18 protein-coding genes are annotated in these 23016 nt (G+C 73.2%); 6 read left to right on the forward strand and 12 right to left on the reverse strand.

Translation table 11 applies throughout. The features are described 5' to 3' along the window. Nucleotides 1-259: 259 nt before the first annotated feature. On the reverse strand, nucleotides 260-670 hold the full coding sequence (locus tag N5875_RS06995; protein ID WP_338492309.1) for a Rid family hydrolase: 411 nt from the start codon (nucleotides 668-670) through the stop codon (nucleotides 260-262). A gap of 391 nt (nucleotides 671-1061) precedes the next feature. Continuing rightward, nucleotides 1062-3122: a DUF5107 domain-containing protein gene (locus tag N5875_RS07000; protein ID WP_338492310.1), complete on the reverse strand. Its 2061-nt coding sequence runs from the start codon at nucleotides 3120-3122 to the stop codon at nucleotides 1062-1064. A gap of 180 nt (nucleotides 3123-3302) precedes the next feature. On the opposite strand from N5875_RS07000, the gene N5875_RS07005 reads away from it, so the two are divergent. Then, entirely contained in the window at nucleotides 3303-3635 is a 333-nt protein-coding gene (locus tag N5875_RS07005) for a DUF6204 family protein (protein ID WP_338492312.1), read from the forward strand. Nucleotides 3636-3702: 67 nt separating this feature from the next. Here the strand turns inward: N5875_RS07005 and N5875_RS07010 are convergent, their stop codons facing one another. Together N5875_RS07010 and N5875_RS07015 are read right to left on the reverse strand one after the other, a co-directional pair. Further along, nucleotides 3703-4053 carry a hypothetical protein gene (locus tag N5875_RS07010; RefSeq protein WP_318212697.1) on the reverse strand — a complete coding sequence of 117 codons (351 nt, stop codon included), beginning with the start codon at nucleotides 4051-4053 and terminating at the stop codon, nucleotides 3703-3705. After that, nucleotides 4050-4301, reverse strand: coding sequence for a lipopolysaccharide assembly protein LapA domain-containing protein (locus tag N5875_RS07015; RefSeq protein ID WP_318212698.1), 252 nt, complete (start codon nucleotides 4299-4301; stop codon nucleotides 4050-4052). The genes N5875_RS07010 and N5875_RS07015 overlap by 4 nt, the downstream gene beginning before the upstream one ends. 178 nt (nucleotides 4302-4479) lie before the next feature. Between N5875_RS07015 and N5875_RS07020 the strand changes: the two genes are divergently transcribed. Further along, nucleotides 4480-5241, forward strand: a complete 762-nt coding sequence (locus tag N5875_RS07020) for a GntR family transcriptional regulator (protein WP_338492315.1) — start codon at nucleotides 4480-4482, stop codon at nucleotides 5239-5241. 176 nt (nucleotides 5242-5417) lie between these two features. Beyond that, nucleotides 5418-6521, forward strand: a complete 1104-nt coding sequence (locus tag N5875_RS07025) for an adenosine deaminase (RefSeq protein ID WP_318212700.1) — start codon at nucleotides 5418-5420, stop codon at nucleotides 6519-6521. Here the strand turns inward: N5875_RS07025 and N5875_RS07030 are convergent. The 6 genes from N5875_RS07030 to N5875_RS07055 form a co-directional block, all read right to left on the reverse strand. Beyond that, nucleotides 6518-8299, reverse strand: a complete 1782-nt coding sequence (locus N5875_RS07030; RefSeq protein WP_338492317.1) for a CocE/NonD family hydrolase — start codon at nucleotides 8297-8299, stop codon at nucleotides 6518-6520. The genes N5875_RS07025 and N5875_RS07030 overlap by 4 nt on opposite strands. Before the next feature lie 175 nt (nucleotides 8300-8474). Further along, on the reverse strand, nucleotides 8475-9452 hold the full coding sequence (locus N5875_RS07035) for an LD-carboxypeptidase (protein ID WP_318212702.1): 978 nt from the start codon (nucleotides 9450-9452) through the stop codon (nucleotides 8475-8477). Next, nucleotides 9449-11449: a prolyl oligopeptidase family serine peptidase gene (locus N5875_RS07040; RefSeq protein WP_338492319.1), complete on the reverse strand. Its 2001-nt coding sequence runs from the start codon at nucleotides 11447-11449 to the stop codon at nucleotides 9449-9451. The genes N5875_RS07035 and N5875_RS07040 overlap by 4 nt, the downstream gene beginning before the upstream one ends. Before the next feature lie 42 nt (nucleotides 11450-11491). After that, nucleotides 11492-12826 carry a M20/M25/M40 family metallo-hydrolase gene (locus tag N5875_RS07045; RefSeq protein WP_338492321.1) on the reverse strand — a complete coding sequence of 445 codons (1335 nt, stop codon included), beginning with the start codon at nucleotides 12824-12826 and terminating at the stop codon, nucleotides 11492-11494. After that, complete coding sequence (locus N5875_RS07050; protein WP_318212705.1) at nucleotides 12819-13652, reverse strand: M55 family metallopeptidase; 834 nt, start codon at nucleotides 13650-13652, stop codon at nucleotides 12819-12821. The genes N5875_RS07045 and N5875_RS07050 overlap by 8 nt, the downstream gene beginning before the upstream one ends. Nucleotides 13653-13749: 97 nt before the next feature. Continuing rightward, complete coding sequence (locus tag N5875_RS07055; protein ID WP_338492323.1) at nucleotides 13750-15513, reverse strand: hypothetical protein; 1764 nt, start codon at nucleotides 15511-15513, stop codon at nucleotides 13750-13752. Between the two features lie 166 nt (nucleotides 15514-15679). Here N5875_RS07055 and N5875_RS07060 point away from each other — a divergent pair, with 166 nt between their 5' ends. Next, nucleotides 15680-16861: a hypothetical protein gene (locus N5875_RS07060; RefSeq protein ID WP_318212707.1), complete on the forward strand. Its 1182-nt coding sequence runs from the start codon at nucleotides 15680-15682 to the stop codon at nucleotides 16859-16861. Between the two features lie 10 nt (nucleotides 16862-16871). On the opposite strand, the gene N5875_RS07065 is transcribed toward N5875_RS07060, so the two are convergent. Further along, a complete protein-coding gene (locus tag N5875_RS07065) occupies nucleotides 16872-19367 on the reverse strand; it encodes an MFS transporter (RefSeq protein WP_338492324.1) in 2496 nt (831 codons plus the stop codon). Between the two features lie 238 nt (nucleotides 19368-19605). Next, on the reverse strand, nucleotides 19606-20049 hold the full coding sequence (locus N5875_RS07070; protein ID WP_338492325.1) for an SRPBCC family protein: 444 nt from the start codon (nucleotides 20047-20049) through the stop codon (nucleotides 19606-19608). A 147-nt stretch (nucleotides 20050-20196) separates the two neighbouring features. On the opposite strand from N5875_RS07070, the gene N5875_RS07075 reads away from it, so the two are divergent. Beyond that, nucleotides 20197-21228, forward strand: a complete 1032-nt coding sequence (locus N5875_RS07075; RefSeq protein WP_338492326.1) for an Rv2578c family radical SAM protein — start codon at nucleotides 20197-20199, stop codon at nucleotides 21226-21228. Between the two features lie 138 nt (nucleotides 21229-21366). Continuing rightward, the gene (locus N5875_RS07080) at nucleotides 21367-22959 is read left to right on the forward strand and encodes an alpha/beta hydrolase (protein ID WP_338492327.1); all 1593 of its coding nucleotides are present in this window, start codon (nucleotides 21367-21369) and stop codon (nucleotides 22957-22959) included. Nucleotides 22960-23016: the final 57 nt, after the last annotated feature.

Below are 23016 nucleotides of genomic sequence, written 5' to 3' on the forward strand. Positions count from 1 at the left end.
ACGAGGTCCCGCAAGGCTAGCAACCGCCGTTGACCCGTCGTCGGTTGCCACCCGACAAGATCGATGGCCGGATCAACTCGGAGTACTGCGCCTCCTCCTTCACGAGACTCCGGACGATGGCCGAACTCGCGGCAGCGCGGCACATCCCCACCGCGTGCTGACCCCCAGGGTCCGGAAGCGTGACGCTTGCCCGAACGCTTCCCCGGGACCGGCGTCAGGCAGCACACTCACGCTCCGCGGTTCGATACGCCGTTCGAAGTCAGTCAGGCAGCGCCACGGTGAGATCCACCTCGACGAGCTGTCCCGAAAAGCCCAGCTGGGCGACGCCCAAGAGCGTGCTGGCGGTGGTGAACGCCGGACCCAGGGCAGATTCGGTGAGCCGACGCCATGCGGCTCCGAGAATGTCCCTCTCATCGCTCCGCACGTAGATCACTGACCGCACCACATGTTCAGGCCGGGCACTCACCGCTGCCAGGGCAGCGAGCGCGTTCGCGACGACCTGGTCGACCTGCGTCTCGAGGGAACCGGAACCAACGAGGTCACCCTTCCGGTCAAGCGGGCACTGCCCCGCCAGATAGGCGGTACGGCCTGCCTCCACCACGGTGATGTGGTGATAGCCGGGTGTCTCATGCAGCTGCTCGGGGTTGATGCGGGTGATCTTCTCAGTCATGTCAGCGAGTCTGACCAGTGTGGTGCCGGCACGCACCGCGTTTTCCCCACCGGCAAGCGTTCCGCAGTGACGTGAGGTTGAAGGACAAGCTCAGAAGATGTCGTGAAACCCGATGCAGTCCGGGTCCTGGAGGGGGCAGCCGGGGTGGGGCGTGCGGTCTCGCTCCGGGGGCGGGGGCGGCTCGTCCGTGAGGGCCGGAGCCGGGGGCAGCTCGAAGGATCCGCAGAGGCAGGCCTCGCAGGTTCCCGAGAACCGGGGTGCCCCGTGACGGAAACGCGGATGCCCGCACCGGCACTCCTGTGTCGCCCATGCAGCCATCCCCGGACCTCCGGTCCCCCACGGTCTCCGCCCCTTCCAGGGTAGCGACCGCACCCCCGGACCGCCCCCGCCCTCAGTTCGGTCGCATCCTGAACTCATAGGCGTCCGGCAGGAGTTCGTCGGTGATCCGGGCCCAGAGCTCGCCGAGGATCTCGGCGCCCTCGCGCAGGTCCGCGACTTCGAAGCCCGCGTCAAAAACGGCACGGGCCTCGTCCGGGCGGCCCTCGGCGAGCAGCAGCCGGACTTCGAGCAGCCGGAAGGCCCCGCGCCGCCGGACGGAATCCGGCAGCCGGTGCCAGAGGGTCCGGGCCCGGTCGGGCCGGTCGACGGCGAGGAGCGCGTCGAGGGCCTCGCGGCCGAGGGCGACGACGACGGCCGTTGCCCCGTCGCGATCGGCACCCGCATCCGTCACGTCGTGGTCGGTGAGGGCCTCCGCGCCGCCCCCCGTCGCCTCGTGGTCGGTGAAGGCCTCCGTGAAGTGCTCGGCGGCTCGTTCCGGGTGGCCGTCCTCCCGGTCGGCGACGGCCAGGCAGTACAGCAGGGGCCAGCGCGTGGTCGCCTCCTTGAGTCCCCGCTCCCAGCTCCGTACCGCCTGCGCCCGGTCACCGGCGTGCCACTGGGCGATGCCGAGCTGGTACTCGGTGGTGGGGTCGGCGGGGGCGGTCTCCAGCATGTCCCGCCAGGCGGACGCGACCAGCGGCGCGACCAGGGGTACGGCAGCCGGCGCGGTCTGCGGCGGGGTCCGGGCCGCACGGGGTGCCGCGCTCTTCGTCGGGGGTGGCAGGACGCCGGTGCGGAGCAGTTCCCGCCAGGGTTCCTGCTCGGGTCCGAGCGTCGACTCCGGGAACGGCGTGCCGGGCAACTCGTATGCCGCACGCAGGACTTCGAGCGCTCCCCAGCCGGATCCGGTCGCGAGGACCTCGTCCGGCGCGAGGTCGGCCGCCCCCTCCCGCCAGGCCGTGTACGCGGCGTCGACATCGGCCCGGGGCAGCGCGGCGGACAGGCTGCGCTCGACGTCGGCACGGGCGGCGGTCCAGTCGTCGCCGAGCGCCGCCGTGGGGTCGGCGGCGAGCGGCCCGTACGCCTCGAGCCAGCTGAACTCCGCGCCGCCCGCGAGCTCCAGGTGTTCCAGTTGGGTACGGGCGAGCCCGGCCTGGATCTCGGCGTAGCCGGGGGTGCCGGGTTCCGTCAGCCATTCCTGCCAGCGCCGGCCGCCGCGCCCGGTGCCCCACACGAAGAGCTTGCGGCCGCGCAGCGGATCGGTGGAGGTCTGGACGAGTCCGCTGCCGTCCGCGTCGAGGGCGGCGATCCAGCGGCGCTGCCCCTCGGGCAGGTCGTAGAACCAGTCGGCGGCGTGTGTGCTGTTCAGCGGGTACGTGCGGTCGGTGCCGTCCTCGGTGACCGGTACGGGGACCCGGCTCAGGCCGCGCTCGTAGCCGTGGTGCCAGGCGGATTCGGCGGGCGCGAGGACGCGGCGGTCCTCGGGGACGGCGATGTTGGACCACCAGTAGACGGGGGCGGGGCGCTCGTGGGGATTGCGGATGCGGACCCCGACGTACAGGAAGTCGGAGCCCTCCGGGAGCCAGAGGTCGACCTGGAAGGGGAGGTCGCGGAGCCGTTCCCACTCCCAGAGACGGAGCATCGGCCCGCCGTCGGGCGCGCGGACGGTCGCCGCGTGGAGGGGCGAGCAGGACAGGGCGGTGTGGCCGGTGGCCCCGATGTTCCACTCGACACCGCCGGAGAACCAGGCGCCGTTGAGGGCGAAGGCGGCGGGCTGGAACACCGGGTTGCGGTAGAGGAGTTCGCGTCCGGTGGGCTTGTGGTGGAGGGAGTGGACGCGGCCGCCGAGACCGGGCAGCACGGTCACCCGGAGCCGGTCGTTCTCGATCACGATCGTGTCGAGGTCCGCGGGCCTGCGCTCGCGGCCGTAGCCGTCGCGCACGGGAGCGGGGAGCAGGCTGCGCAGCGGATCCCGGCCGATGCTCCGGGCCATGTCGCGCGGGAGTTCCGCGAGGGTCCTCGGGTCGACCGCGTGGGCCCCGGCGCCGGCGGGGGCCCGCAGTGCGGGAAGAGGGTTGTCCGGGCCCAAGGGGGCGGCGGGCAGCGTCAGTACGGCACGTCGTACGGTCGTCATCGCCCCATGGAACACGCCCGGGGGCCTTCCTGACCAGGGGTTCTCCGCGTCGGGCTGCGGCCGGTCCGGGGGCGCGGGGACGGCCGGGAATTCCCGGCGGATCGGACGGCCGCCGCCGTAGGGTGGAGGGTCGGCGCGCCGTCGGGCGGCCGGAGAACCAGGGCGCAGGGAGTACGAGGAATGGGCACGCAGCACACCTACCGGGTCATCGTGCGCGGCACGTTCGACGGTCTGTCGGAGGAGAGCCGGGCCCGGCTGCTCGCCGAGGTGGACGGGCACGGGCTGACCGCGATGCAGTTCACGGAGGAGGGCTCGCTGAGCTACGACCGGACGCTGAAGCACTTCTCGTACCGCCTGGTCGTCGTCTCCGACGCCGAGGACGGCGAGGAGATGGCGGGCGCGATCGCGGAGGACCGGGTGGAGACCGCGCTCGGGGAGCTCGGGCACGGGTACAGGGCGCTGCGGTCGACGGTGACCGACCTCGACACGATGAAGATCAACTACAAGCGCTGAGCGAGCCGGGTCAGGGCATGGGGTACGGGGGGCGGGGTACGGGGGGCGGGGTACGGAGGCGGAGTGCTCAGCGCCGCGCCATGCGCACCCGGGGCGGGCAGCTCTCCCCCTTCCGTACGACTCCGATCATGACGGTGGTGCGGCGGTCGAGGCCCGTGCCGGCCGCCGGGTACTGCGTGACGACCCGCCACCGCGGCGGCCAGATCACCCGCCGGTCCCGCCCGCTCACATCGTGGACGTCGAGCCGGGTGCGGCGGTCCAGCCGGGTGAAGACCCGCCACAGGCCGCGGCCGAGGAAGTCGGGCACCGGGCGGGTCCCGACGCCGTCGTCGGCCGCGGCGGCCTCCTCCGTCGACGTGACGGCGACGGCCGCGAGCGCGAGGACGGCGCCCGCCCCCAGGACGGCGCGCCGCTTCACTTCCACCTCCGCGCCGCGACGTAGAAACCGCAGGCGGCGCCGATGAGCGCGGTCGCGAGCAGGGCCAGATAGAGCGGCATGGACACCTCGGGGATCAGGAGCCGGATCTTGACCTGCCCGGTGTTCTGGAAGATGAGGACCAGGGTGACGACGGCGAGCGCGGCCATCCCGATCCGGCCCGGGGTGAGGGCTTCGGTGAACCGGGACCTGCCCCCGCCCGCTGTCCGTGACGCCTCTTTGGGACTCATGCCCGGCCCTCTCCTCCGTCGTGCCGTCGGTCGTACCCGGCCGCAGCCGTGGGACCAGAATGAGGTGAGCGGAGCCTCACCGTGACGGCGAGGAGAGCCGGACGGGTGACTTGTCAGACAACGTGGGGCGACTACCGTGGTGCCGGACAGCGTCGGAGCATCGAGACGAGGAGCGACCGTGGCGGTCAGCGGACAGCGGCGGCGACCGGTCGTGGCGCTCTACGAGCGGATCGCGGACGCCGTCCACGACGGCACCTACCCGCCGGGCTCGACGCTCCCCTCCGAGCCGAAGCTCGCCGCCGAGCTGGGCGTGAGCCGGCCCGCCCTGCGCGAGGCGCTCCTGCTGCTCCAGGAGGACGGTCTGCTGACCGTACGCCGTGGGGTGGGCCGGACGGTCAACGACCGGCCGCCCCGGCGCGGGTTCGAGCACGTCCAGCCGCTCGAGGAACTGATCGGCGCGGGGACGCCGCTGCGGGTGCGGGCGCTGCTGCGGACGGTCGAGGAGCCGACCGACTTCACCACCCAGCACCTGCTGGCCCCAGCCCGCGCGGAGCTGCGGTTCTGGGAATCCGTGCTGACCGGGGAGGGCACGGCGGCGGCGCTCAGCCATGAGTGGGCGGCGGCGGACGAGCTCCTCGACCGGGTGCACCCGGAGTTCGCCCGGTCCCTGCGGGCGACGGAGGCGCGCACCGGGCGCGGGCCCGCCGTCTCCATGCTCTCGGTCCTGCTCGGCGCCTCGCGGGAGACGGCGCTCACCGCGCACAGCGGCATCACGGCGACGCTGCTCGGGCGGCGGCGCGGGGACCAGCTGGGGCGGCCCGCGGACACTCCCGCCGTGCTGGTCACCCAGGTCGTCCGGGTCGGCGAGACCCCGGTCCTGGCCGCCAAGCACATGCTCCCGACGGGCGCCCCGGCGCTGCCCGTCCTCCAGTCCCACTAGGAGCCGTCGGGCCCTCTGGGGCTCCCACCGCACCTCATCCCAGGACCCCCGCCTTCTCCAGCACCCCCGTCGCGCCTTCTCCAGGACCCCCGTCGCACCTTCTCCAGGACCCCCGTCGCGCCCCCTGTCGGGCCCGTCACAGCGGGCCCCTCCCCCGTGGCGTACACTTCCCCGCCATGCACTTGTCTGACAACCCTGCCACGCCTGCCGCCGCCACCGTCTCCGAGTGGATCCGCCGGGCCCCCAAGGCCGTCCTCCACGACCACCTCGACGGTGGGCTGCGCGCCGCGACCATCGTCGAGCTGGCACGGGAGTGCGGCTACACCGCGCTGCCGACCGAGGACCCGGCCGCGCTCGCGGTCTGGTTCCGGGACGCGGCCGACTCCGGTTCGCTGGAGCGCTACCTGGAGACGTTCGCCCACACCTGCGCGGTGATGCAGACCCGCGAGGCGCTCACGCGCATCGCGGCCGAGTGCGCCGAGGACCTGGCGGCGGACGGTGTCGTCTACGCCGAGATCCGCTATGCCCCCGAGCAGCACCTGGAGGGCGGCCTGACCCTCGACGAGGTCGTCGAGGCCGTCAACGACGGTTTCCGCGAGGGCGAGCGCCGCTCCGGCGGCCGTATCACCGTCCGTACCCTCCTCACGGGCATGCGCCACACGGACCGCTCGCTGGAGATCGCGCAGCTCACGGTCGCGCACCGGGACAAGGGCGTGGCCGGCTTCGACATCGCCGGCGGCGAGATCGGCAACCCGCCGGCCCGCCACCTCCCCGCCTTCCAGCACCTGAAGCGGGAGAACTGCCACTTCACGATCCACGCGGGCGAGGCCGTCGGCGCGGAGTCGATCCACGAGGCCGTGCAGGTCTGCGGCACCGAGCGGATCGGCCACGGCGTGCGGATCACCGACGACATCGCCGAGGACGGCACGCTGGGCCGGCTCGCCTCGTACGTCCGGGACAACCGCATCGCCCTGGAGGTCTGCCCGACGTCCAACCTCCAGACGGGCGCCGCGAAGGACTACGCCTCGCACCCGATCGACGAGCTGCGCCGCCTGGGCTTCCGGATCACGCTCAACACGGACAACCGGCTGGTCTCCGGCACCACCATGAGCGAGGAGTTCCAGCACATGGTGGACGCCTTCGGTTACGGCCCGGAGGTCTTCGAGGAGTTCACGGTCGCCGCGCTGGAGGCCGCCTTCCTGCCGCTGCCGGAGCGGCAGCGGCTGATCGACCAGGTCGTCCGCCCGGGGTACGCGACGCTCCGGGCCGTGTCGGTCTAACCGACCCGCCCCTGGATCAGCGGCAGTTCCAGCGTCCCCGGGTCACCGGGGGCGCCGGAGACGGTCACCGGCTTGATGCCGCGATTGCCGGAGTACGCCGTGTCGCTCGCCGCGATCACCAGCTCCAGCCGGTGGCCGGTCTCGTAGCGGTGGGCGACGCCGGGCAGCTCGACCGTGAAGGGGCGGGTGACGTCCGGCACCCGCACCGGTGCGACGAGACGGTTGACCAGGGTCTTGGTGCCGTCGGGGGCGATGTCGTAGAGCTTGGCGAAGAGCACGAGCTTGTCGGCGGCGTCGCCGGAGCCCTGTACGCGCTCGGTGGCCGGTGAGTCCACCTTCAGGGTGGCCTTCGGGGCGCCGACGAGGTCGACGGGCGCGGTGAGCGGGGCGCTGGTCCAGCCGAGGTAGGTGCCCGGGGTGTCGTACGGTCGCGGGTCGGGCAGTCCGATCGTCCCGGCGAGCGAGGACTCGGAGTGGCTCGTCGGGATCAGCCAGTTGCTGTACGTCCGCGAGCCCCGGGCGACCTTCGTGCGGTTGTCGACGAGCTTGCCGTCGCCGGAGAGGTACAGCCGCTGGCTGAGCGCCGGCACCCGGGCGGCGGTGCCGTAGCCGCTCTGCCAGTCGCGGTACCAGGCGAAGGCGGGCCCGGTGTCCGCGCTCGGGTTCTTCCGCAGATACCGGTCGAACCAGCCGAGGATCCGCTGTCCGACGTAGCTTCCCTCCAGGTTGCCCTGTCCCAGGTCGAGCTCGCCCGGCTTCTGGCCGCCGCTGTGGCCCCAGGACTGCCAGATCATCCGGGTGTCGACACCGCGCTCGCGGAGCCGGTCGTAGGTGGCGCGCGCCTCGTTGAGGTTGAAGAGGGTGTCGGCCTGGCCCTGGACGATCAGGGTGGGGGCGGTGATCCGGTCGACGTACGAGACCGGGGAGACGCTGCGGGCGTAGGCGAGCATCTTCTCGGTCTCGGCCTGGGGGTAACGGCCGGAGTTGAGGAGCCGCACGGTGTCGCAGGCGTCGGTGACGAAGTGCAGACAGCGGAGTGAGTTGATCCGGCTGGGGTCGAGGGAGGGCACGAGCAACGGCTGTCCCTCGCCCATCAGGTAGAAGCCGTTCGCCCACTGCCACTTGAAGACGCCGGGGGTGGCACGGTCGGCGGCGTTGGGGGCGAGGGAGTAGGCGAGGTCGTTCCAGGTGATGAGGGGGACGAGGGCGTCGATACGGGGGTCGACGGAGGCGGCGGCGAGCTGTACGGCCCCGCCGTAGGAGCCGCCGATCATGCCGACGCGCGGGTCGCCCGCGCCGTCCCGGGTGACGAAGTCGGCGCGGGTACCGTCGTCGGCGGGCCGGCTGCCGGCGAGGAAGTCGACGAGCCGGGCGGCGGCCCGGCCGTCGGTCTCGGGGTCGTCGAGGGAGATCAGACAGCCGGACGCGCCGAAGCCGAGGCCGGAGTAGACGAGACCCACGTAGCCGCGTTCGGCGAAGGCCCTGCCGATGGCGTCGGTGGAACCGTCGCTCTTGCTGCCGCCGAAGCCGTTGGTGGCGAGGACGGCGGGCGCGGGATGCCCGGCGTCCACCCCGGCGGGCCGGTAGAGGTCGGCGTCGACGACACAACTCCGCCCGCCCGCCTCGACGGTGAACCTCAGTGGGGTGACGCTGTACGCGACCTCGGCACCGCTCGCGGGCGCGGCGAGCGTCAGCGGCCCGGCGAGTGCGGCGGCTCCGGCGACGAGCGCGAGGGCCTTGCGGGATCGGGGCACGGCACGGGACACAGAGACCTCCACGCTGAGGACGACGCCGAGAGACCCACGACGCCTACCGCCTGGTAGGAACCCGGGCAGCGCCCATGCTGTGACACGTGTAAGAACCCGTCAATGCGCCGGACGAAGGTTGTTGACGGAGATTCGGTGAAGGCCGTCGTGGAGGGACCCGGGCCGCCCGGGCCCCTCGTGCGCCCCTTCAGCGCAGGGCCGGGACGTCCAGGGTGAGGGTGTTCTTCTCCGTGTCCAGGACGCCTGATACGCCGAGCGGCATGGTCAGGGCCGTCTCGCTGTGGCCGAAGCCCAGCTCTTCGACGACCGGGACTCCGAGGTCACCGAGGCGGTCCGCGAGGACCGCTCGGATCTCCTCGTACGGGCCGCATTCCGCCCAGGAGCCGAGGGCGATGCCCGCGACGCCGTCGAGCCAGCCGGAGCGGAGGAGTTGGGTGAGGACGCGGTCCAGCCGGTACGGCTCTTCCCCGACGTCCTCCAGGAGCAGCAGCCCGCCGCGGGCCGAGGGGCGGGCGTGGGGGGTGCCGAGGTCGGATGCGAGGAGGCTGACGCAGCCGCCGAGTGTCACGCCCCGGGCGCGGCCCGGCGCCAGGGTCCGTGCGGTGTCCAGGCCGAGCGTCCGTACCGACTCGGGCTCGAACAGGGTGGCCCGCAGGGACTCCTGGGTGCGCGGGTCCGAGAGGAAGGTGCCCGCGGCGGTCATCGGGCCGTGCAGAGTGGCGTAGCCGGCCCGGACGGCGAAGGCCTCGTGCAGGGCGGTGACGTCGCTGTAGCCGACGAACGCCTTGGGCCCGGCCTCCCGGATCGCCCGCCAGTCGACGAGGTCGACCATGCGCTGTGCGCCGAATCCGCCGCGCGCGCAGAGCACGGCGGACACCGAGGGGTCGCACCAGGCCTCGGTCAGGTCCCGGGCCCTGGCCCGGTCGGCGCCCGCGAGGTGGTCGAGGGTGGGGTGGGCGTCCAGGACGTGCGGGGCGACGACGGGGTCGAGGTCCCAGCCGCGGAGGACGGCGAGTCCCGCCCGCAGCCGCTCCTCGGGGACGGGTCCGCTGGGGGCGACGACGGCGACCCGGGCGCCGGGCCGCAGCCGCTCGGGCCGGGTGAGCGATCTGACGTGCGTCCGGGCCTCGGCCGGGGCGGGGAGGGCGATGTCGGGCGCCGTCATGTGCGGTACTCCAGGTCGGGCACGTCCGTCCGGTCGATGCCGAAGGTCCGGGCGTAGAGGGAGAGTTCTGCCTCCAGGGCGCGGACCATCGTATCGGCCCTCCGGAACCCGTGGCCCTCCCCCTCGAAGGCGAGGTAGGCGTGCGGGACGCCCCGGCCGGCGGTGCGGGTGAGGAAGCGCTCGGCCTGCGCGGGAGGGCAGATGACGTCGTCGAGGCCCTGGAGCAGCAGGAAGGGCGCGGTGACGCGGTCGACGTGCTCGATGGGCGAGCGCTCCTTGTACCGGGCGGGGACGTCGTCGATGGATCCGATGAGGCCGTGGAGGTACTGGGACTCGAAGTCGTGGGTCTCGTCGGTGGCCCAGCCCCGCAGGTCGAGGATGGGGTAGATGATCGTGCCGCAGGCGTACACGTCGGTGGCGACGAGGGAGGCGGCGGCCGTCCAGCCGCCGGCGCTGCCGCCGCGGACGGCGAGCCGGGCCGGGTCGGCGGTTCCCTCGGCGGCGAGCGCCTCGGCGACGGCCGCGCAGTCCTCGACGTCGACGACGCCCCACTGCTCGCGCAGCCGCTCGCGGTACTCCCGGCCGTAGCCGGTGGAGCCGCCGTAGTTGACCTCGGCGACGCCGATGCCGCGCGAGGTGAAGTAGGTGATCTCCAGGTCGAGGACGAGCGGGGCGTGTCCGGTGGGGCCGCCGTGTGCCCAGATCACATAGGGCGGCAGTTCGTTCTCGGGGCCGGTGAACGCGGGGTGGTGGGGCGGGTAGATCTGCGCGTGGATCTCGCGTCCGCCGGGGCCCGTGAAGGTACGGACGCGGGGTTCGGGGTGGTGGGCGGGATCGACGGCGTCGGTGTGGGCGGCGCCGACGACCCGGGTGCGGCCGGTGCGGGTGTCGAGTTCGACGAGCTCGTAGGAGCTGTGCGGGGAGGCGGCGATGCCGATGGCGCGGGTGCCGTGGGCCGCGAGGGCCGGGGCCCATTCGGTCCAGGGTCCGACGGCGTCGACAAGCGTGCCGCGGTCGGGGTCCAGGATGCCGAGGGCGGTGCTGCCCTTGCCGTGGACGACGGCCACCAGGCCGTTCTCCAGGGGCGTGAACCAGTTCAGCCCGATCTTCCAGAGCGGTCCGCCGAACTCCTCGGCGCGGGGGCAGAGCGCGGCCGGTTCACCGAGGCCGCCGTCGGCGTCGATCTCCGCCCGGTAGAGGTTCCACCAGCCGGTGCGGTCGCTGACGAGGAGCAGCCGTCCCGCCGCGTCCCAGTCGACCTGCGGGATCGACTCGGCGGGCCCGCCCGCGACGGTCGTGGCCCGGCGGAAGGTGCCGTCGGGGGTGACCTCGGCGAGCTGGACCTCGGTGCCGTCCCAGGGCATCCGGGGGTGGTCCCAGCCGATCCAGGCCGCCCGGCGCCCGTCCGGGGAGAGCCGGGGGCCGGTCACGAACCGGTGCCGCCCGTCGGAGAGTTCACGTACCGCCGCACGGTCGTCGGCGGCGGAGCCGTCGAGGGGTACGGCGACGAGCACCCGGCGTACGTCGGTCAGGGCGGGGCCGGTGAACTCCTCCAGGACGCACCACACCTCGCCCCGGTCGGGACGGATGACCGGGTCCACCCAGCGCAGCCCGCCACCGATCCCGGAGACGGGAGTGAGGGGCCGGGGCTCCGCGCCGGGGGCGGCGTCGGGCTCGTACGCGTAGAGCCGCTGGTCGGGGAAGTGACAGAAGACGACGAGGGGTCCGCCGGCCGGGCGCGGGACCGCCGCCCAGGGCAGGCCGCCGTACTCGATGACCCGGCTGCGGACGTTCCACGGGGCGGGCAGCGGGCTTTCCTCGGTGCCGTCGGCGCGCCGGCGCACGAGGGCGCGCCGGCCCCCCTCGGCAGGGCGGGGCGCGGTCCACCACAGCTCGTCGCCGACGACGCCGGGGTACTCGGGCCGCCCGTCGTGGGCGGCGGCGAGTGCCGCGTCGACGGGTGACGGCCAGCTGCCGTGGGCGGCGGTCGTTCTCATCCCAGCTCCCCCTGTCGCGGTGACGCGCGAACGGTCACGGTCCTAGGCCGACTTCATGTAGTGGTCGAGCACCCGGACGCCGAAGTGCAGGGCGTCCACGGGGACGCGTTCGTCGACGCCGTGGAAGAGGGCACCGTAGTCGAGGTCCGGGGGCAGCCGGAGCGGGGAGAAGCCGTAGCCGGTGATGCCGAGCCGGGAGAACTGCTTGGCGTCGGTACCGCCGGACATGGTGAACGGCACGACGTGCCCGTCCGGGTCGAAGCGCTCGACGGCGGCCCTCAGCTTCGCGAAGGTCGGCGAGTCGACGGGGGCTTCCAGCGCGACCTCGCGGTGGTGGAACTCCCACTCCACGTGCGGGCCGGTCAGCTCGTCCATGGTCGCGGCGAACTCCTCCTCGGTGCCCGGCAGCGTCCGGCCGTCGATGTAGGCGACGGCCTGGCCCGGGATGACGTTGACCTTGTAGCCGGCGTCGAGGATCGTCGGGTTGGTGCTGTTGCGGACGGTCGGTGCGACGAGGGCCGCGGCGGGTCCGAGCTTGTCGAGGAGGACGTCCACGTCGAGGTCGGGCGCGCGGGTGTCGATGTCGATGGCGTGGAGCGCGGCGAGTTCGGCGAGGGCGGCGCGGACGGTGGCGGTGAGCCGGACGGGCCAGGTGTGCGAGCCGATCCGGGCGACGGCGTCGGCGAGGCGGGTGACGGCGTTGGCCGTGTTGACCTTGGAGCCGTGGCCCGCCCGGCCGTGGGCGGTGAGCTTGAGCCAGGCGGTGCCCCGCTCCCCCGCGGCGATCGGGTAGAGGGTGGTCCCGGGCTGCGGGTGGAAGCTGAAGGCCCCGGACTCGCTGATGCCCTCCGTGCAGCCCTCGAAGAGCGCCGCGTGCCGGTCGGCGAGGAAGCCGGAGCCGTCCTCGGCGCTCGCCTCCTCGTCGGCGGTGTAGGCGAGGACGATGTCGCGGCGCGGCCGGATGCCCTGCCGGGCCCAGGAGCGGACGACGGCGAGGACCATCGCGTCCATGTTCTTCATGTCGACGGCGCCGCGGCCCCACACGACCCCGTCGCGGATCTCCCCCGAGAACGGGTGGACGCTCCACTCGGCGGGGTCGGCGGGCACGACGTCCAGATGGCCGTGGACGAGGAGTGCCTCGGCAGAGGGGTCGGTGCCGGGGATGCGCGCCACCACGTTGGTGCGGCCGGGGGTCCGCTCCAGGAGGGTGGGTTCGATGCCGGCGGCGGCGAGGCGCTCGGCGACGTACTCGGCGGCGGGTCGCTCACGGCAGTCGCCGCCGCCCCGGTTGGTGGTGTCGATGCGGATGAGCTCGGAGGTGAAGGTGACCACCTCGTCGAGCGCCGTCGTGTCCGGGCCCCGGACCTCCTCAGCCATACTGCTCCTCCACCGCGGCCGAGACGATGGTCGTGACCGCCTTGAACGTGCGAATTGCCTCGTACATCGTCTCGCTGGTGTACGCGACGCGCCGCTCCGCGCTGCGCGCCACGCCGGGAACCACCGTGGCGGCGGCGCCCAGGTGCTCGGCGTCGAACTCCAGCTCCACGGTGAAGGGGCCGCCGCGGACCGGCTCGTGGCGCACGGCGAGCGCGGCGCCGGTCTTCGCCGCCGCCCGGATGTCGGCGGCGGTTCTGGCCGGGGTCCGGCACACCGCCGCGTACCGCGAGACGTAGTCCTTGACGGCGACCTTGGGTGCCTCCGGCGCGTAGCCGAGGGCGTCCTCGCAGGTGAGGTCGTCGCCGGTGACGAGGACGACGGGGACGCCGTACTCCGCGACCACATGGGCGTTGAGCAGGCCCTCGCTCGCCCGCTCGCCGTTGAGCCAGACTCCGGTGATCGAGTTGGCGAGGTACGTGTGGGCGAGGACGCCCTCGGTGCCGGCGCCGGTGTGGTAGCCGACGAAGGCGATGCCGTCGACGTCCCCGTGCTGGACGCCCTCGACCATGGAGAGGGACTTGTGCCTGCCGGTGAGCATCTCGGCCCGCTCGTCGAGCCGCTCCAGGAGCAGGTTCCGCATGGACCAGTGCGCTTCGTTGATGAGGACCTCGTCGGCGCCGCCGTCGAAGAAGCCGAGCACGGCGGCGTTCACATCGGAGGTGAACATCGCGCGGCACCGCTCCCACTGGGGTGTGCCGGGCAGCACGTCGGCGGGCCAGGTCACACCGGTGGCGCCCTCCATGTCGGCGCTGATGAGGATCTTCATGACTGGCACCGTACGCGCCGCCCGGCGGCCTCACCACCCCTGTGGAAAACCGCCGTTGGAGTGGACCACTGGCGGTCGCCGGGACGGCGGTACGGGATCATCCGCGCAGTTCCGGATAGCGCCTGGGGTCCCCCTCGGCCAAGCGGCGCAGGGCGGCGGCGGCCCGCTCCTCGGGAGGGGAGCCGTCGTCGGGCAGCCGCCACAAGAACTGGCGCGGCTCCCCCTCCGCCGCGCTTGCGCCCCCGTCCCCGAGCCGCGGCCCGGTGAAGGTGACGACGGTCGTGTCCGGTTGGGCGAAGTCCGAGCTGATCCAGCCCTGCCGGAGTCCCCAGCGGGTGAGGAGGTCCGGGCGGTCGCGCAGCCCGGCCGTGATCAGCCGGGAGGTGCGGCGGGCCGGCCAGGTCCAGGAGTGGTCGTTCTCGGCGCGCGCGATCTCGGCGTCGTACGCGGCGGCGTCGAAGCGGTACGCGGGGGTGTCCGGCAGCTCGGCCAGTCTCCCCGGCCACCGCCAGTCGCTCCACACGACGTACTCGCCCTCGCGGCGCACGGTCACGTACAGGGCGCCGCAGCAGCCCTCGGTGCAGTACGCCTCGGCGAGCCGCACCTCCCGGGGTTCGGGCCCGGCCCGCAGCGCGCCGCTGTCGAGGAGCCGCTCGGGGGACTCCCCCGGGCCGGGGCCGAAGGCCGCCGGCACGAGGGGCCGCCCGTCGATCAGGAAGCGGGTCTCGACGACGTCCGGGTCGCCGGGGTCGGCGACGGCCACCTCGATCCGGAACCGGGGCGGGTCCTGCGGGGCGGCGCGCAGCTGACGTGCCGTACGGCGGATCCAGTCGGCGCGCCGCGGCCCGGCCGGGTCGGCCGGAGCCGGGCCCGGCCACGTCGCCGTGTCCAGGAGGGTGCGGTGGAGTTCCTCGCGCCGGCCGGGCGGCCAGGGCAGGAGGTACGAGGGGCCGCTGTGCAGGTCGACGGCGAGGGTGAGCAGCCTGGCCCGGTGCTCCACGTCGCGGGGCAGCAGGTGGGCGTGGGCGGCCACCGTCTCGTACAGGCCGACGGCCTCTCCGTACCGCAGGACCTCGGCGTGGTAGTCCCGGCTGCTGGTCATCCGGACGAGGAGGTGGACGGCCCGCGCGAGGAGGCCGGGGTGCTCCGGGTCCGTCCGGAGGAGTCCGGCGAGGCCGACGGCCTCGGCGACCCGGCGGGAGGCCTCGGGCCCCATGTCCCGTGCCTCCGTGGGAAGCCTCAGGAGCCGGTCGGACACGGCCGCCCGGTCTCCGGCGGCGAGGGCTTCGACGAGGCCGCGGAGTTCCTCGCCCCGGGTCCGGTGGATCAGCCACAGCAGGGCGGCGGCCTCCCGGTCCAGGGGCGCGAGGGTCAGGTCGACGGGGGCGAGGAGACCGTCGAGGAGGCCGAGGACGCTCAGGTACGGGATGTCCTCGGGTTCCGCGAGCCGACTCAGGAGCCCGAGGCCGGCGGCTACGCCGGAGACGATCGTTCCGGTCCGGACGAGGTATCGGGCGAATGCTCGGGTGCGGGCGCGGGCGGCGGATTCCTCGGGCGGTTCGATGGCCGCCGCCGCGTGGAAGACGACCTGCCCACGGACGACGCCCGTCGCGCCGAGCGCGCGTTCCGCCTCGGCGGCTGCCCGCGCGGGGTCCGGGGCGTCGAGGAGCGGGAGCAGGACGGCGGTGACGGCGGCGCGGGCCTCGGCGTAGCGGAGGTTTCTGCGGCCCGAGGGGTTCGCCGTGTCGGGAAGGGGGTGCCCGCCTCGGGGCGGCGGCGCATCGGGGTCGCTGTCGCGCAGGCCCTTGGCGTACGCGTACAGGGAGGGGGCGAGCGTCGGGCGCTCGTGCGGGGCGCTCATCGCGCGGGGTGGAGCTCGATTCCGTAGGTCATGGAGGCATGCTGCCCTCTGCCGGGCCCGCGCCGCCACCGGTTTACCGGGGCTTCGAATCGGACGAACCGTCGCCAACGGGTGCGTATAGGCTGTCGGCCGCAGTTGTCGTAGTCGACCTTCCGGAGAGCCCTCGGTGACCATCGCCTTGACCCCGTCCGCCTCGTCCCCCGCCGAACCCGAGACCGCCGCGGCGATCTCGGAGCCGGAGTTCTGGGAGCCGTCGGCTCCCGAGCCCCAGGAGGCGACGCGGGACGTACTGGACGCAGCGGACGACCAGGGCCGGAACGAAGCGGACGACACGGACGACGACCACGGCCGGGACCACGACCCCGTCGTCGTCCGTGACGCCCAGGACTTCGGGGTCTACGCACGCACCGGCGGCTGGACCTTCGCGCTCAAGGTGGCGCGCAGTGTCCGGCCCGGCGGGCAGGCCGCCGAGGGGACGGCCGCGACGAAGGTCTCGGCGAAGGCGTTCGCGGAGCTCGCGGGGTGCTCGCCGGAGCGGGTCATGCGCTACTACAAGGCCTGGGACATGGCGGCCGACGACGGTCTCGTCCCGCAGTTCGAGGTGCTCGTCCCGGGCGAGGACATCGAACTGCCCGACGCCGACGTCTGGCTCTCCTACTACACCTCCCGCAACAGCGCCTCGTCCGTGCGCGGTCAGGCGATCAGCGCGGCGGCCGAGGCGGAGGGCATCCGGCCGACCAAGGCCCTGGAGGTCGCCGAGAACCCGACGGCGCTGCGGGCTGCGATCCTCGCCGACCCGGGGACCGCGGAGGCGGCACGGGGCGCGCTGCTCGACCGCATGAAGGAGGACCCGGCCCTGCAGACCGAGATGGCCCGTGCCATCGCACGTACCGACGATCTGAAGAAGGCGGTGGCGAGCGAGGCGAAGGCGGCCGATCGCATCGGATACGTGCGCCAGATCGTCGAGAACGGCCAGATCAGGACGCCGGCCGGGCAGACCGTGGAGGCGCCGGCCGAGCTGCGGGCCGAGGCCGAGCGGCATCTGTCGCTCCTCGACGAGCTCGACGACTCCGAGGAGGCGGGCGAGTGGGCCGGGGAGGCGTACGACACCGTCAAGGGCCTGGTCGCGAAGGCGGTCGAGGAGGACCCGGCGCTGCGGGTCCAGGAGCGGCGGACCAGGTTCTACAGCAGTCTGCAGAAGGCGACGAAGGTCTTCGAGGAGCTGACCCTCGACGAGGTGATGGAGGAGGACATCTACGAGGCCGACATGCTCCAGCGCCTCGAAGCCCTCCAGGAGGCGATCGGCACCTGCATCAGCGCGCTGCGCAAGGCGACGACCACCTCCTGAGGGCGGCCGGTCAGTCCTGGTGGCCGAGCTGGAGGTCGCGCTCGGTGCGGCCGCCGCCGGCCATCTGGAGGACGGTCGCGACGGGCGGGTAGCCGGCGGCGATGACGGTGTACTCGCCGGAGGACAGGTCCACGAAGCGGAAGGTGCCGTCGGCGCCGGTGGTGAGGGTGTCGACGACGTTGCCGGCGGCGTCGAGCAGGGTGACCCGGGCGTCCTCGACAGGACGCCCGCCCCCTGCCCGTACGGTGCCGCGCAGCACCGCTCCGCCGGCGAGTTCGATGTCCTGGCGGGTCTCGCGGGAGGACTGGACGCTCACCGGGAGCGCGGCGGGCCGGAAGGCGGGGGCGCTGGCCGCGAGCGTGTACTCGCCGGCGACCAGTTCGGAGATGACGTACCCGCCCTCGCGTCCGCTGCGGGTGGAGGCGACGACCTCGCCGCGTACGTCGGTGAGGGTGACGGCCGCGTCCCGTACGGGTGTCCCGTCGGCGGTGACGACGCTGCCCGCGAGCCGGCCGGCGCCGCCGAGGACGACGTCGAGGTCGATCGGCCGGTCGCCGACGGTGACGGAGACGGCCTGGGGCTGGTGTCCGCCGGCCGCCGCGATGAGGACGTACGCGCCGCCGCCGGGGACGCTCAGCGCGTACCGCCCGTCCTCGCCGCTGGCTCCCCGGCCGACCTGCCGGCCCTGGACGTCGATGAGGGTGAGGGCGGCCCGGGGGACGCGGCTGCCGTCGTGGTGCTGGACGGTGCCGCAGACGAGGAGCCCTGAGTGCGGGGCGGCGAAGGAGGCGGGGGCGGCGGGCGCGGGGGCGGCGTGCCGGGCGTGCGGGACGGCCTGGACGCCGCCGAACTCGTCGGCTCCGGTGGCCTCGGTGGTGGGGCTGTGGTGGGTCACCAGCGGTTTCTCCTTGAGGAAGAAGGCGAGGACGAGGCCGAGCACGAGGACCGGCACGAGGTAGAGGAAGATGCGCGGCATCGCGTCCGCGTACGCCTGGATGTAGGCGTCGCGTACGGCGGGCGGCAGGGTGTGCACCGTCTGCGGGGTGATCGACTCGGCGGGCGGCAGGGAGGTCGCGCCACCGGCGAGGACGCCGGTGAGCCGGTCGCCGAGGGCGTCGTCGAGCCGGGAGGCGAAGAGGGTGCCGAAGACGGCGGCGCCGACGCTGCCGCCGATCTGGCGGAAGTAGTTGTGGGCGCTGGTGGCGGTGCCGAGGTCGGCGGGGCGTACGGAGTTCTGTACGGCGAGGACGAGCACCGGCATGACGAGTCCGATGCCGGTGCCGAGGACGGCCTGCCAGAGGCTGTGCTGGAGGCGCGGGGTGTCGACGTCCATGCGGGAGAGCAGCCACATGCCGAGGACGGAGAGGGCGCCGCCGAGCAGGGGGTAGATCTTGTAGTGGCCGGTGCGGCTGATGAGCTGGCCGGAGACGACGGAGGCGATGACGATGCCGCCCATGAGGGGCAGCATCAGGAGGCCGGACTCGGTGGCGGTGGCGCCCTCGACCATCTGCAGGAAACTGGGGAGGTAGCTGGCCGCACCGAAGAGCGCGATGCCGACGACGGCGCCGACGAGGGCGGTGACGGTGAAGACGGAGTCGCGGAACAGCCGGAGCGGGATGAGGGGTTCGGGAGCGAAGTGCTCGACGACCAGGAACAGCAGGGTGGTTCCGGCGGCTCCGCAGGCGAGGGCGATGACGACGCGGGAGTCCCAGGCGTACTCGGTGCCGCCCCAACTGGTGAGCAGGACCAGGCAGGTGGAGGCGGCGGCGAGGAGGAGGGCGCCGAGCACGTCGAAGCGCCCGCGCGGGGTGGGCTTGGGGAGTTCGAGGACGACGGCGACGACGGCGAGGGTGACGAGCCCGAAGGGCACGTTGAAGTAGAAGCACCAGCGCCAGGAGACGTGGTCGGTGAAGAAGCCGCCGAGCAGGGGTCCCGCGACGGAGGCGAGGCCGAAGGCGGCGCCGATCAGGCCCATGTACCGGCCGCGTTCCCGGGCGGGGACGATGTCGGCGATGATCGCCTGGACGCCGATCATCAGGCCGCCGGCGCCGATGCCCTGGATCGCGCGGAAGGCGATGAGCTCGTCCATGCTGCGGGACCAGCCGGCGAGTCCCGAGCCGATGACGAAGACGACGATCGCGAAGAGGAAGACGCTCTTGCGGCCGAGGAGGTCGCCGAGCTTTCCGTAGATCGGCAGGCCGATGGTGGAGGTCAGCAGGTAGGCGGTGATCGCCCAGGACATCCGGTCGAGGCCCTGGAGTTCGCCGACGATCTTCGGCAGGGCGGTGGCGACGATCATCTGCTCGAGCGCGGCGAGGAGCAGCGCGAGCATCAGGCCGCAGAAGACGAGCCGGACGCGGCGGGGGTCGAGGTGGTCGGCCCGGTCGGGGTGGGGCGGTGGAGTCGGGACGGTGGGCGGGCCGCCCGCGGCGAGCGGTCCGGCGCCCCCCGCGTCGGCAGGCACCTCTCCGTCCTCAGCGGACTTCACGATCGTGATCGCACCCACGTGCCTGCTCCCCTCGTCACGGCGTCTGCGCCGCGCCATTCTTCGCATTGGGCACGAAGGGGGAGCAAGTCGGGCGGTACGGGAGGTCAGTGGCGTCCGGAGGCGTGAACGGCCCTGCGGTACGGCGCACTTGGGTCGCTCATCAGCGCGTTTAGGAGGAGGCCCGCGCCCCCGGCGCACAGGGGGCGCCGTTACGGGGGTGCGGGCGATCCACTCGAATCGGTGAACGCTCCGGGCGTTACTTCTGGACCTCGTCCGCCAGCTTGTCGAGAACGGCGTCGTAGATCCGGGCGAGGCCCTTGGGTGCGAAGGTCCGCTCGAAGAAGCCGCCGACGCCGGTGGCGCCGTCCCAGACGGTGGTGACGACGACGCGGGACTTGCCCTCGCCGGCGGGGGTCACGGTCCAGGTGGTGACCATGGAGGAGTTGCGGTCCTTCTCGACGAGCTGTCCGTCGGTGGGCTCGGCGACCTCCAGGAGGCAGTCGCGGACGCGCTTGCTCGTGGCCTGCAGCTTCCAGTGGACGAGGGTGCCCTCGCCGTCGCCGCCCTCACGGACCTCGTACTCGCTGAAGTGCTCGGGGAGCAGCTTCGCACGCGTGCCGCTGTAGTCGGCCAGCGCGTCGAACGCTTCCTCCGGGTTCGCGGCGATGATCCGTTCCGTGGTGGCCTCGACCTGCGCCATTGACTTCCTCCAGCTCGTGGTTCCTCAGGGGTGTGGGCCTAGAGAACCACGTGGGCTCCGGGGCACGAAATCCGGGTTGCAACGATCAAGGGAACAGGTGTTCTATTCTGAGCGAACGGTCGACGCAGAGCCATCGAGGAGGCGTCCATGCGCTGGGACAATCTGGGCGACACCCCCGCCGCTCCCGCCGACATCGCCCTGTTCGGTACGGACGCGGTGACCACCCGGACCTTCGACACGCCCGAGTTCCGGGGCATCACCTTCCACGAGGTACGGGCCCGCTCGATCCTCAACCGGGTGCCGGGCGCCTCCCGGATGCCGTTCGAGTGGACGGTCAACCCGTACCGTGGGTGCTCGCACGCTTGTGTGTACTGCTTCGCCCGCAAGACCCACAGCTATCTCGACCTCGACACGGGGCTCGGCTTCGACTCCCAGATCGTCGTCAAGATCAACGCCCCGGAGGTCCTGGCCCGCCAGCTCTCCTCCGCCCGCTGGCAGGGCGCGCACATCGCGATGGGCACCAACGTCGACTGCTACCAGCGCGCCGAGGGCCGGTACGGACTGATGCCGGGCATCCTCACCGCCCTGCGCGACCGCGCCAACCCCTTCTCCATCCTCACCAAGGGCACGCTGATCCTGCGCGATCTGGAGCTGCTCACCCAGGCCGCCCGGGTCACCGAGGTCGGCATCTCCGTCTCCGTCGGCTTCACCGACCAGGAGCTGTGGCGCACCATCGAGCCCGGCACCCCCTCCCCGCAGCGCCGGCTCGACGTGGTCCGGACGCTGGGTGCGCACGGCATCGACTGCGGGGTCCTGATGGCCCCCGTGGTGCCCTTCCTCGGCGACCGGCCCGAGCAGCTGCGCGACACGGTCCGCGCGATCGCCGAGGCGGGGGCGAGTTCGGTCACCCCGCTCGTGCTGCATCTGCGGCCGGGCGCCCGCGAGTGGTTCATGCAGTGGCTGCGGCGCCACCACCCCGGTCTGGTGCGGCGGTACGAGCGGATGTACGCGGACGGGGCCTACGCGCCCACGTGGTACCAGCGCCGGATCACCCGTCAGGTGCACGAGCTGGCCGCCGAGTTCGGCATCGGGCCCGCACACCGGGGCGCGACGCGCCGGATACCCGTACCGGAGGAACCGGAGACGGCGACGGCGCCGGAGCAGCTGACCCTCCTCTGAACCTCCCCGGGCTCCGGGGCTCCTCCGACGCTCCTCGCACCCCCTGTCTCCGCTGACACGCCGTCGGATTCCCGTCCGTTCGGGTCAACTCTGGCCGGAACAGGTCCTGTCACGCCCCGTTCGGGGCACGGACGCCCTATGACCCCACGCGCAGGAATGCTGATCGCCGCAGGAGCGCTGGTCGCCGGGACGGTCACCGTCCTGCCCGCCGCCCCCGCGGGCGCCGGTGAACCGGCCCCCCGTCCGTTCCCCCCGCTCTCCTGGACCGGGTGTGCCACCGAGGCGTACCCGAAGCTCCAGTGCGCCACCCTCAGGGTGCCGCTCAACCACGACGACCCGGCCGGCCGGACCGTCACGCTCGCCCTCACCCGGATCCCGCACACCGCGAAGACCTTCCAGGGGCCGCTGCTCGTGAACCCGGGCGGGCCCGGCGGCAGCGGCCGCGGCATGGCCGGGTACGTGGCGTCCTCGCTGCCCCCGAAGGTGGCCGCCGAGTACGACGTGATCGGCTTCGACCCGCGCGGGGTCGGCAAGAGCGAGCCCGCGCTCGACTGCAGGCCCGGCCACTTCGACCCGGTCCGCCCGGACTCGGTGCCGAGCGACGCCGCGGGCGAGCGGCTCGCGGTCGAGCGGGCCCAGGCCTTCGCCGCGGCCTGCGGCAAGAAGTACGCGGACGTCCTGCCGTACATCGACACCGTGAGCACCGCCCGGGACATGGACGTCATCCGGCGGGCCCTCGGCGCCCCGAAGATCAACTACCTCGGCTACTCGTACGGCACCTATCTGGGGGCCGTGTACGCGCGGCTCCACCCGGACCGGGTGCGGCGGATGGCGCTGGACTCCGTCGTGAACCCGCACGGCGTCTGGTACGAGGACAACATCGCGCAGGACTACGCCTTCGACACCCGGCACAAGGACTTCATGGCCTGGGTGGCAAAGCAGGACTCCGTGTACAAGCTGGGTGCCGACCCGGCGGCGGTCGAGGCGGCCTGGTACCGGATGCGCGACGCGCTGCGCGCGAAGCCGGCCGGCGGGAAGGTCGGGCCGGGCGAGCTGGAGGACACCTATCTGCCCGGCGGGTACTACAACGGCTACTGGCCCCGCCTCGCGAAGGCGTTCGCCGCGTACGTCAACGACGCGAACGCGGAACCGCTGACGGAGGCGTACGAGCGGTACGGCGAGGCCGACGCCGCCGCCGACAACGGCTACTCGGTCTACACGAGCGTGCAGTGCCGGGACGCGGCCTGGCCCCGCGACTGGAGCGTCTGGCGCAAGGACAACTGGGACGTGCACGCCAAGGCGCCCTTCTCCACCTGGAACAACGCCTGGTACAACGCGCCGTGCGCGTTCTGGCCGGTGGAGTCGCTGACCCCGCCGGACGTCACCAACGACCAGGTGCCGCCGGTCCTCATCCTCCAGGCCACGGACGACGCGGCGACGCCGTACGAGGGCGGCGTCGCCCTGCACCGGCTGATGCACGGCTCCAGCCTGGTCGTGGAGGAGGGCGGCGGGAACCACGGCGTGACCCTCGGCGGGAACGACTGCATGGACGGGCACCTGTCCACCTACCTCGCCACGGGCAAGGTCCCGCGCGCCGAGGGCGACGCCGAGGTGGACGCGGTCTGCGCGGCGCTGCCGGAGCCGAAGCCCGAGCCGGTGACCCGGTCCGCCCCGGCCGCGGCCGAACCCGCGGGCAGCGCGCTGCACGGGTTCCTCGGCCACGTGCGCTGACGCCCGGCCGACCCCGCACGATGCCCGCGCCCCTCGGGGCGCGGGCGTTGTCAGTGC

Source organism: Streptomyces sp. SJL17-4 (genome assembly GCF_036826855.1).
In the GTDB taxonomy this organism is placed as follows: domain Bacteria; phylum Actinomycetota; class Actinomycetes; order Streptomycetales; family Streptomycetaceae; genus Streptomyces.

What these genes read in the sequence shown, in the direction of transcription:
- N5875_RS07040 (WP_338492319.1), bottom strand. Translation starts at nt 11,449, where the DNA reads ATGAGAACGACCGCCGCCCACGGCAGCTGGCCGTCACCCGTCGACGCG.
- N5875_RS07005 (WP_338492312.1), top strand. Translation starts at nt 3,303, where the DNA reads ATGGGCACGCAGCACACCTACCGGGTCATCGTGCGCGGCACGTTCGAC.
- N5875_RS07070 (WP_338492325.1), bottom strand. Translation starts at nt 20,049, where the DNA reads ATGGCGCAGGTCGAGGCCACCACGGAACGGATCATCGCCGCGAACCCG.
- N5875_RS07080 (WP_338492327.1), top strand. Translation starts at nt 21,367, where the DNA reads ATGACCCCACGCGCAGGAATGCTGATCGCCGCAGGAGCGCTGGTCGCC.
- N5875_RS07050 (WP_318212705.1), bottom strand. Translation starts at nt 13,652, where the DNA reads ATGAAGATCCTCATCAGCGCCGACATGGAGGGCGCCACCGGTGTGACC.
- N5875_RS07035 (WP_318212702.1), bottom strand. Translation starts at nt 9,452, where the DNA reads ATGACGGCGCCCGACATCGCCCTCCCCGCCCCGGCCGAGGCCCGGACG.
- N5875_RS07075 (WP_338492326.1), top strand. Translation starts at nt 20,197, where the DNA reads ATGCGCTGGGACAATCTGGGCGACACCCCCGCCGCTCCCGCCGACATC.
- N5875_RS07000 (WP_338492310.1), bottom strand. Translation starts at nt 3,122, where the DNA reads ATGACGACCGTACGACGTGCCGTACTGACGCTGCCCGCCGCCCCCTTG.
- N5875_RS06995 (WP_338492309.1), bottom strand. Translation starts at nt 670, where the DNA reads ATGACTGAGAAGATCACCCGCATCAACCCCGAGCAGCTGCATGAGACA.
- N5875_RS07025 (WP_318212700.1), top strand. Translation starts at nt 5,418, where the DNA reads ATGCACTTGTCTGACAACCCTGCCACGCCTGCCGCCGCCACCGTCTCC.
- N5875_RS07045 (WP_338492321.1), bottom strand. Translation starts at nt 12,826, where the DNA reads ATGGCTGAGGAGGTCCGGGGCCCGGACACGACGGCGCTCGACGAGGTG.
- N5875_RS07055 (WP_338492323.1), bottom strand. Translation starts at nt 15,513, where the DNA reads ATGAGCGCCCCGCACGAGCGCCCGACGCTCGCCCCCTCCCTGTACGCG.
- N5875_RS07015 (WP_318212698.1), bottom strand. Translation starts at nt 4,301, where the DNA reads ATGAGTCCCAAAGAGGCGTCACGGACAGCGGGCGGGGGCAGGTCCCGG.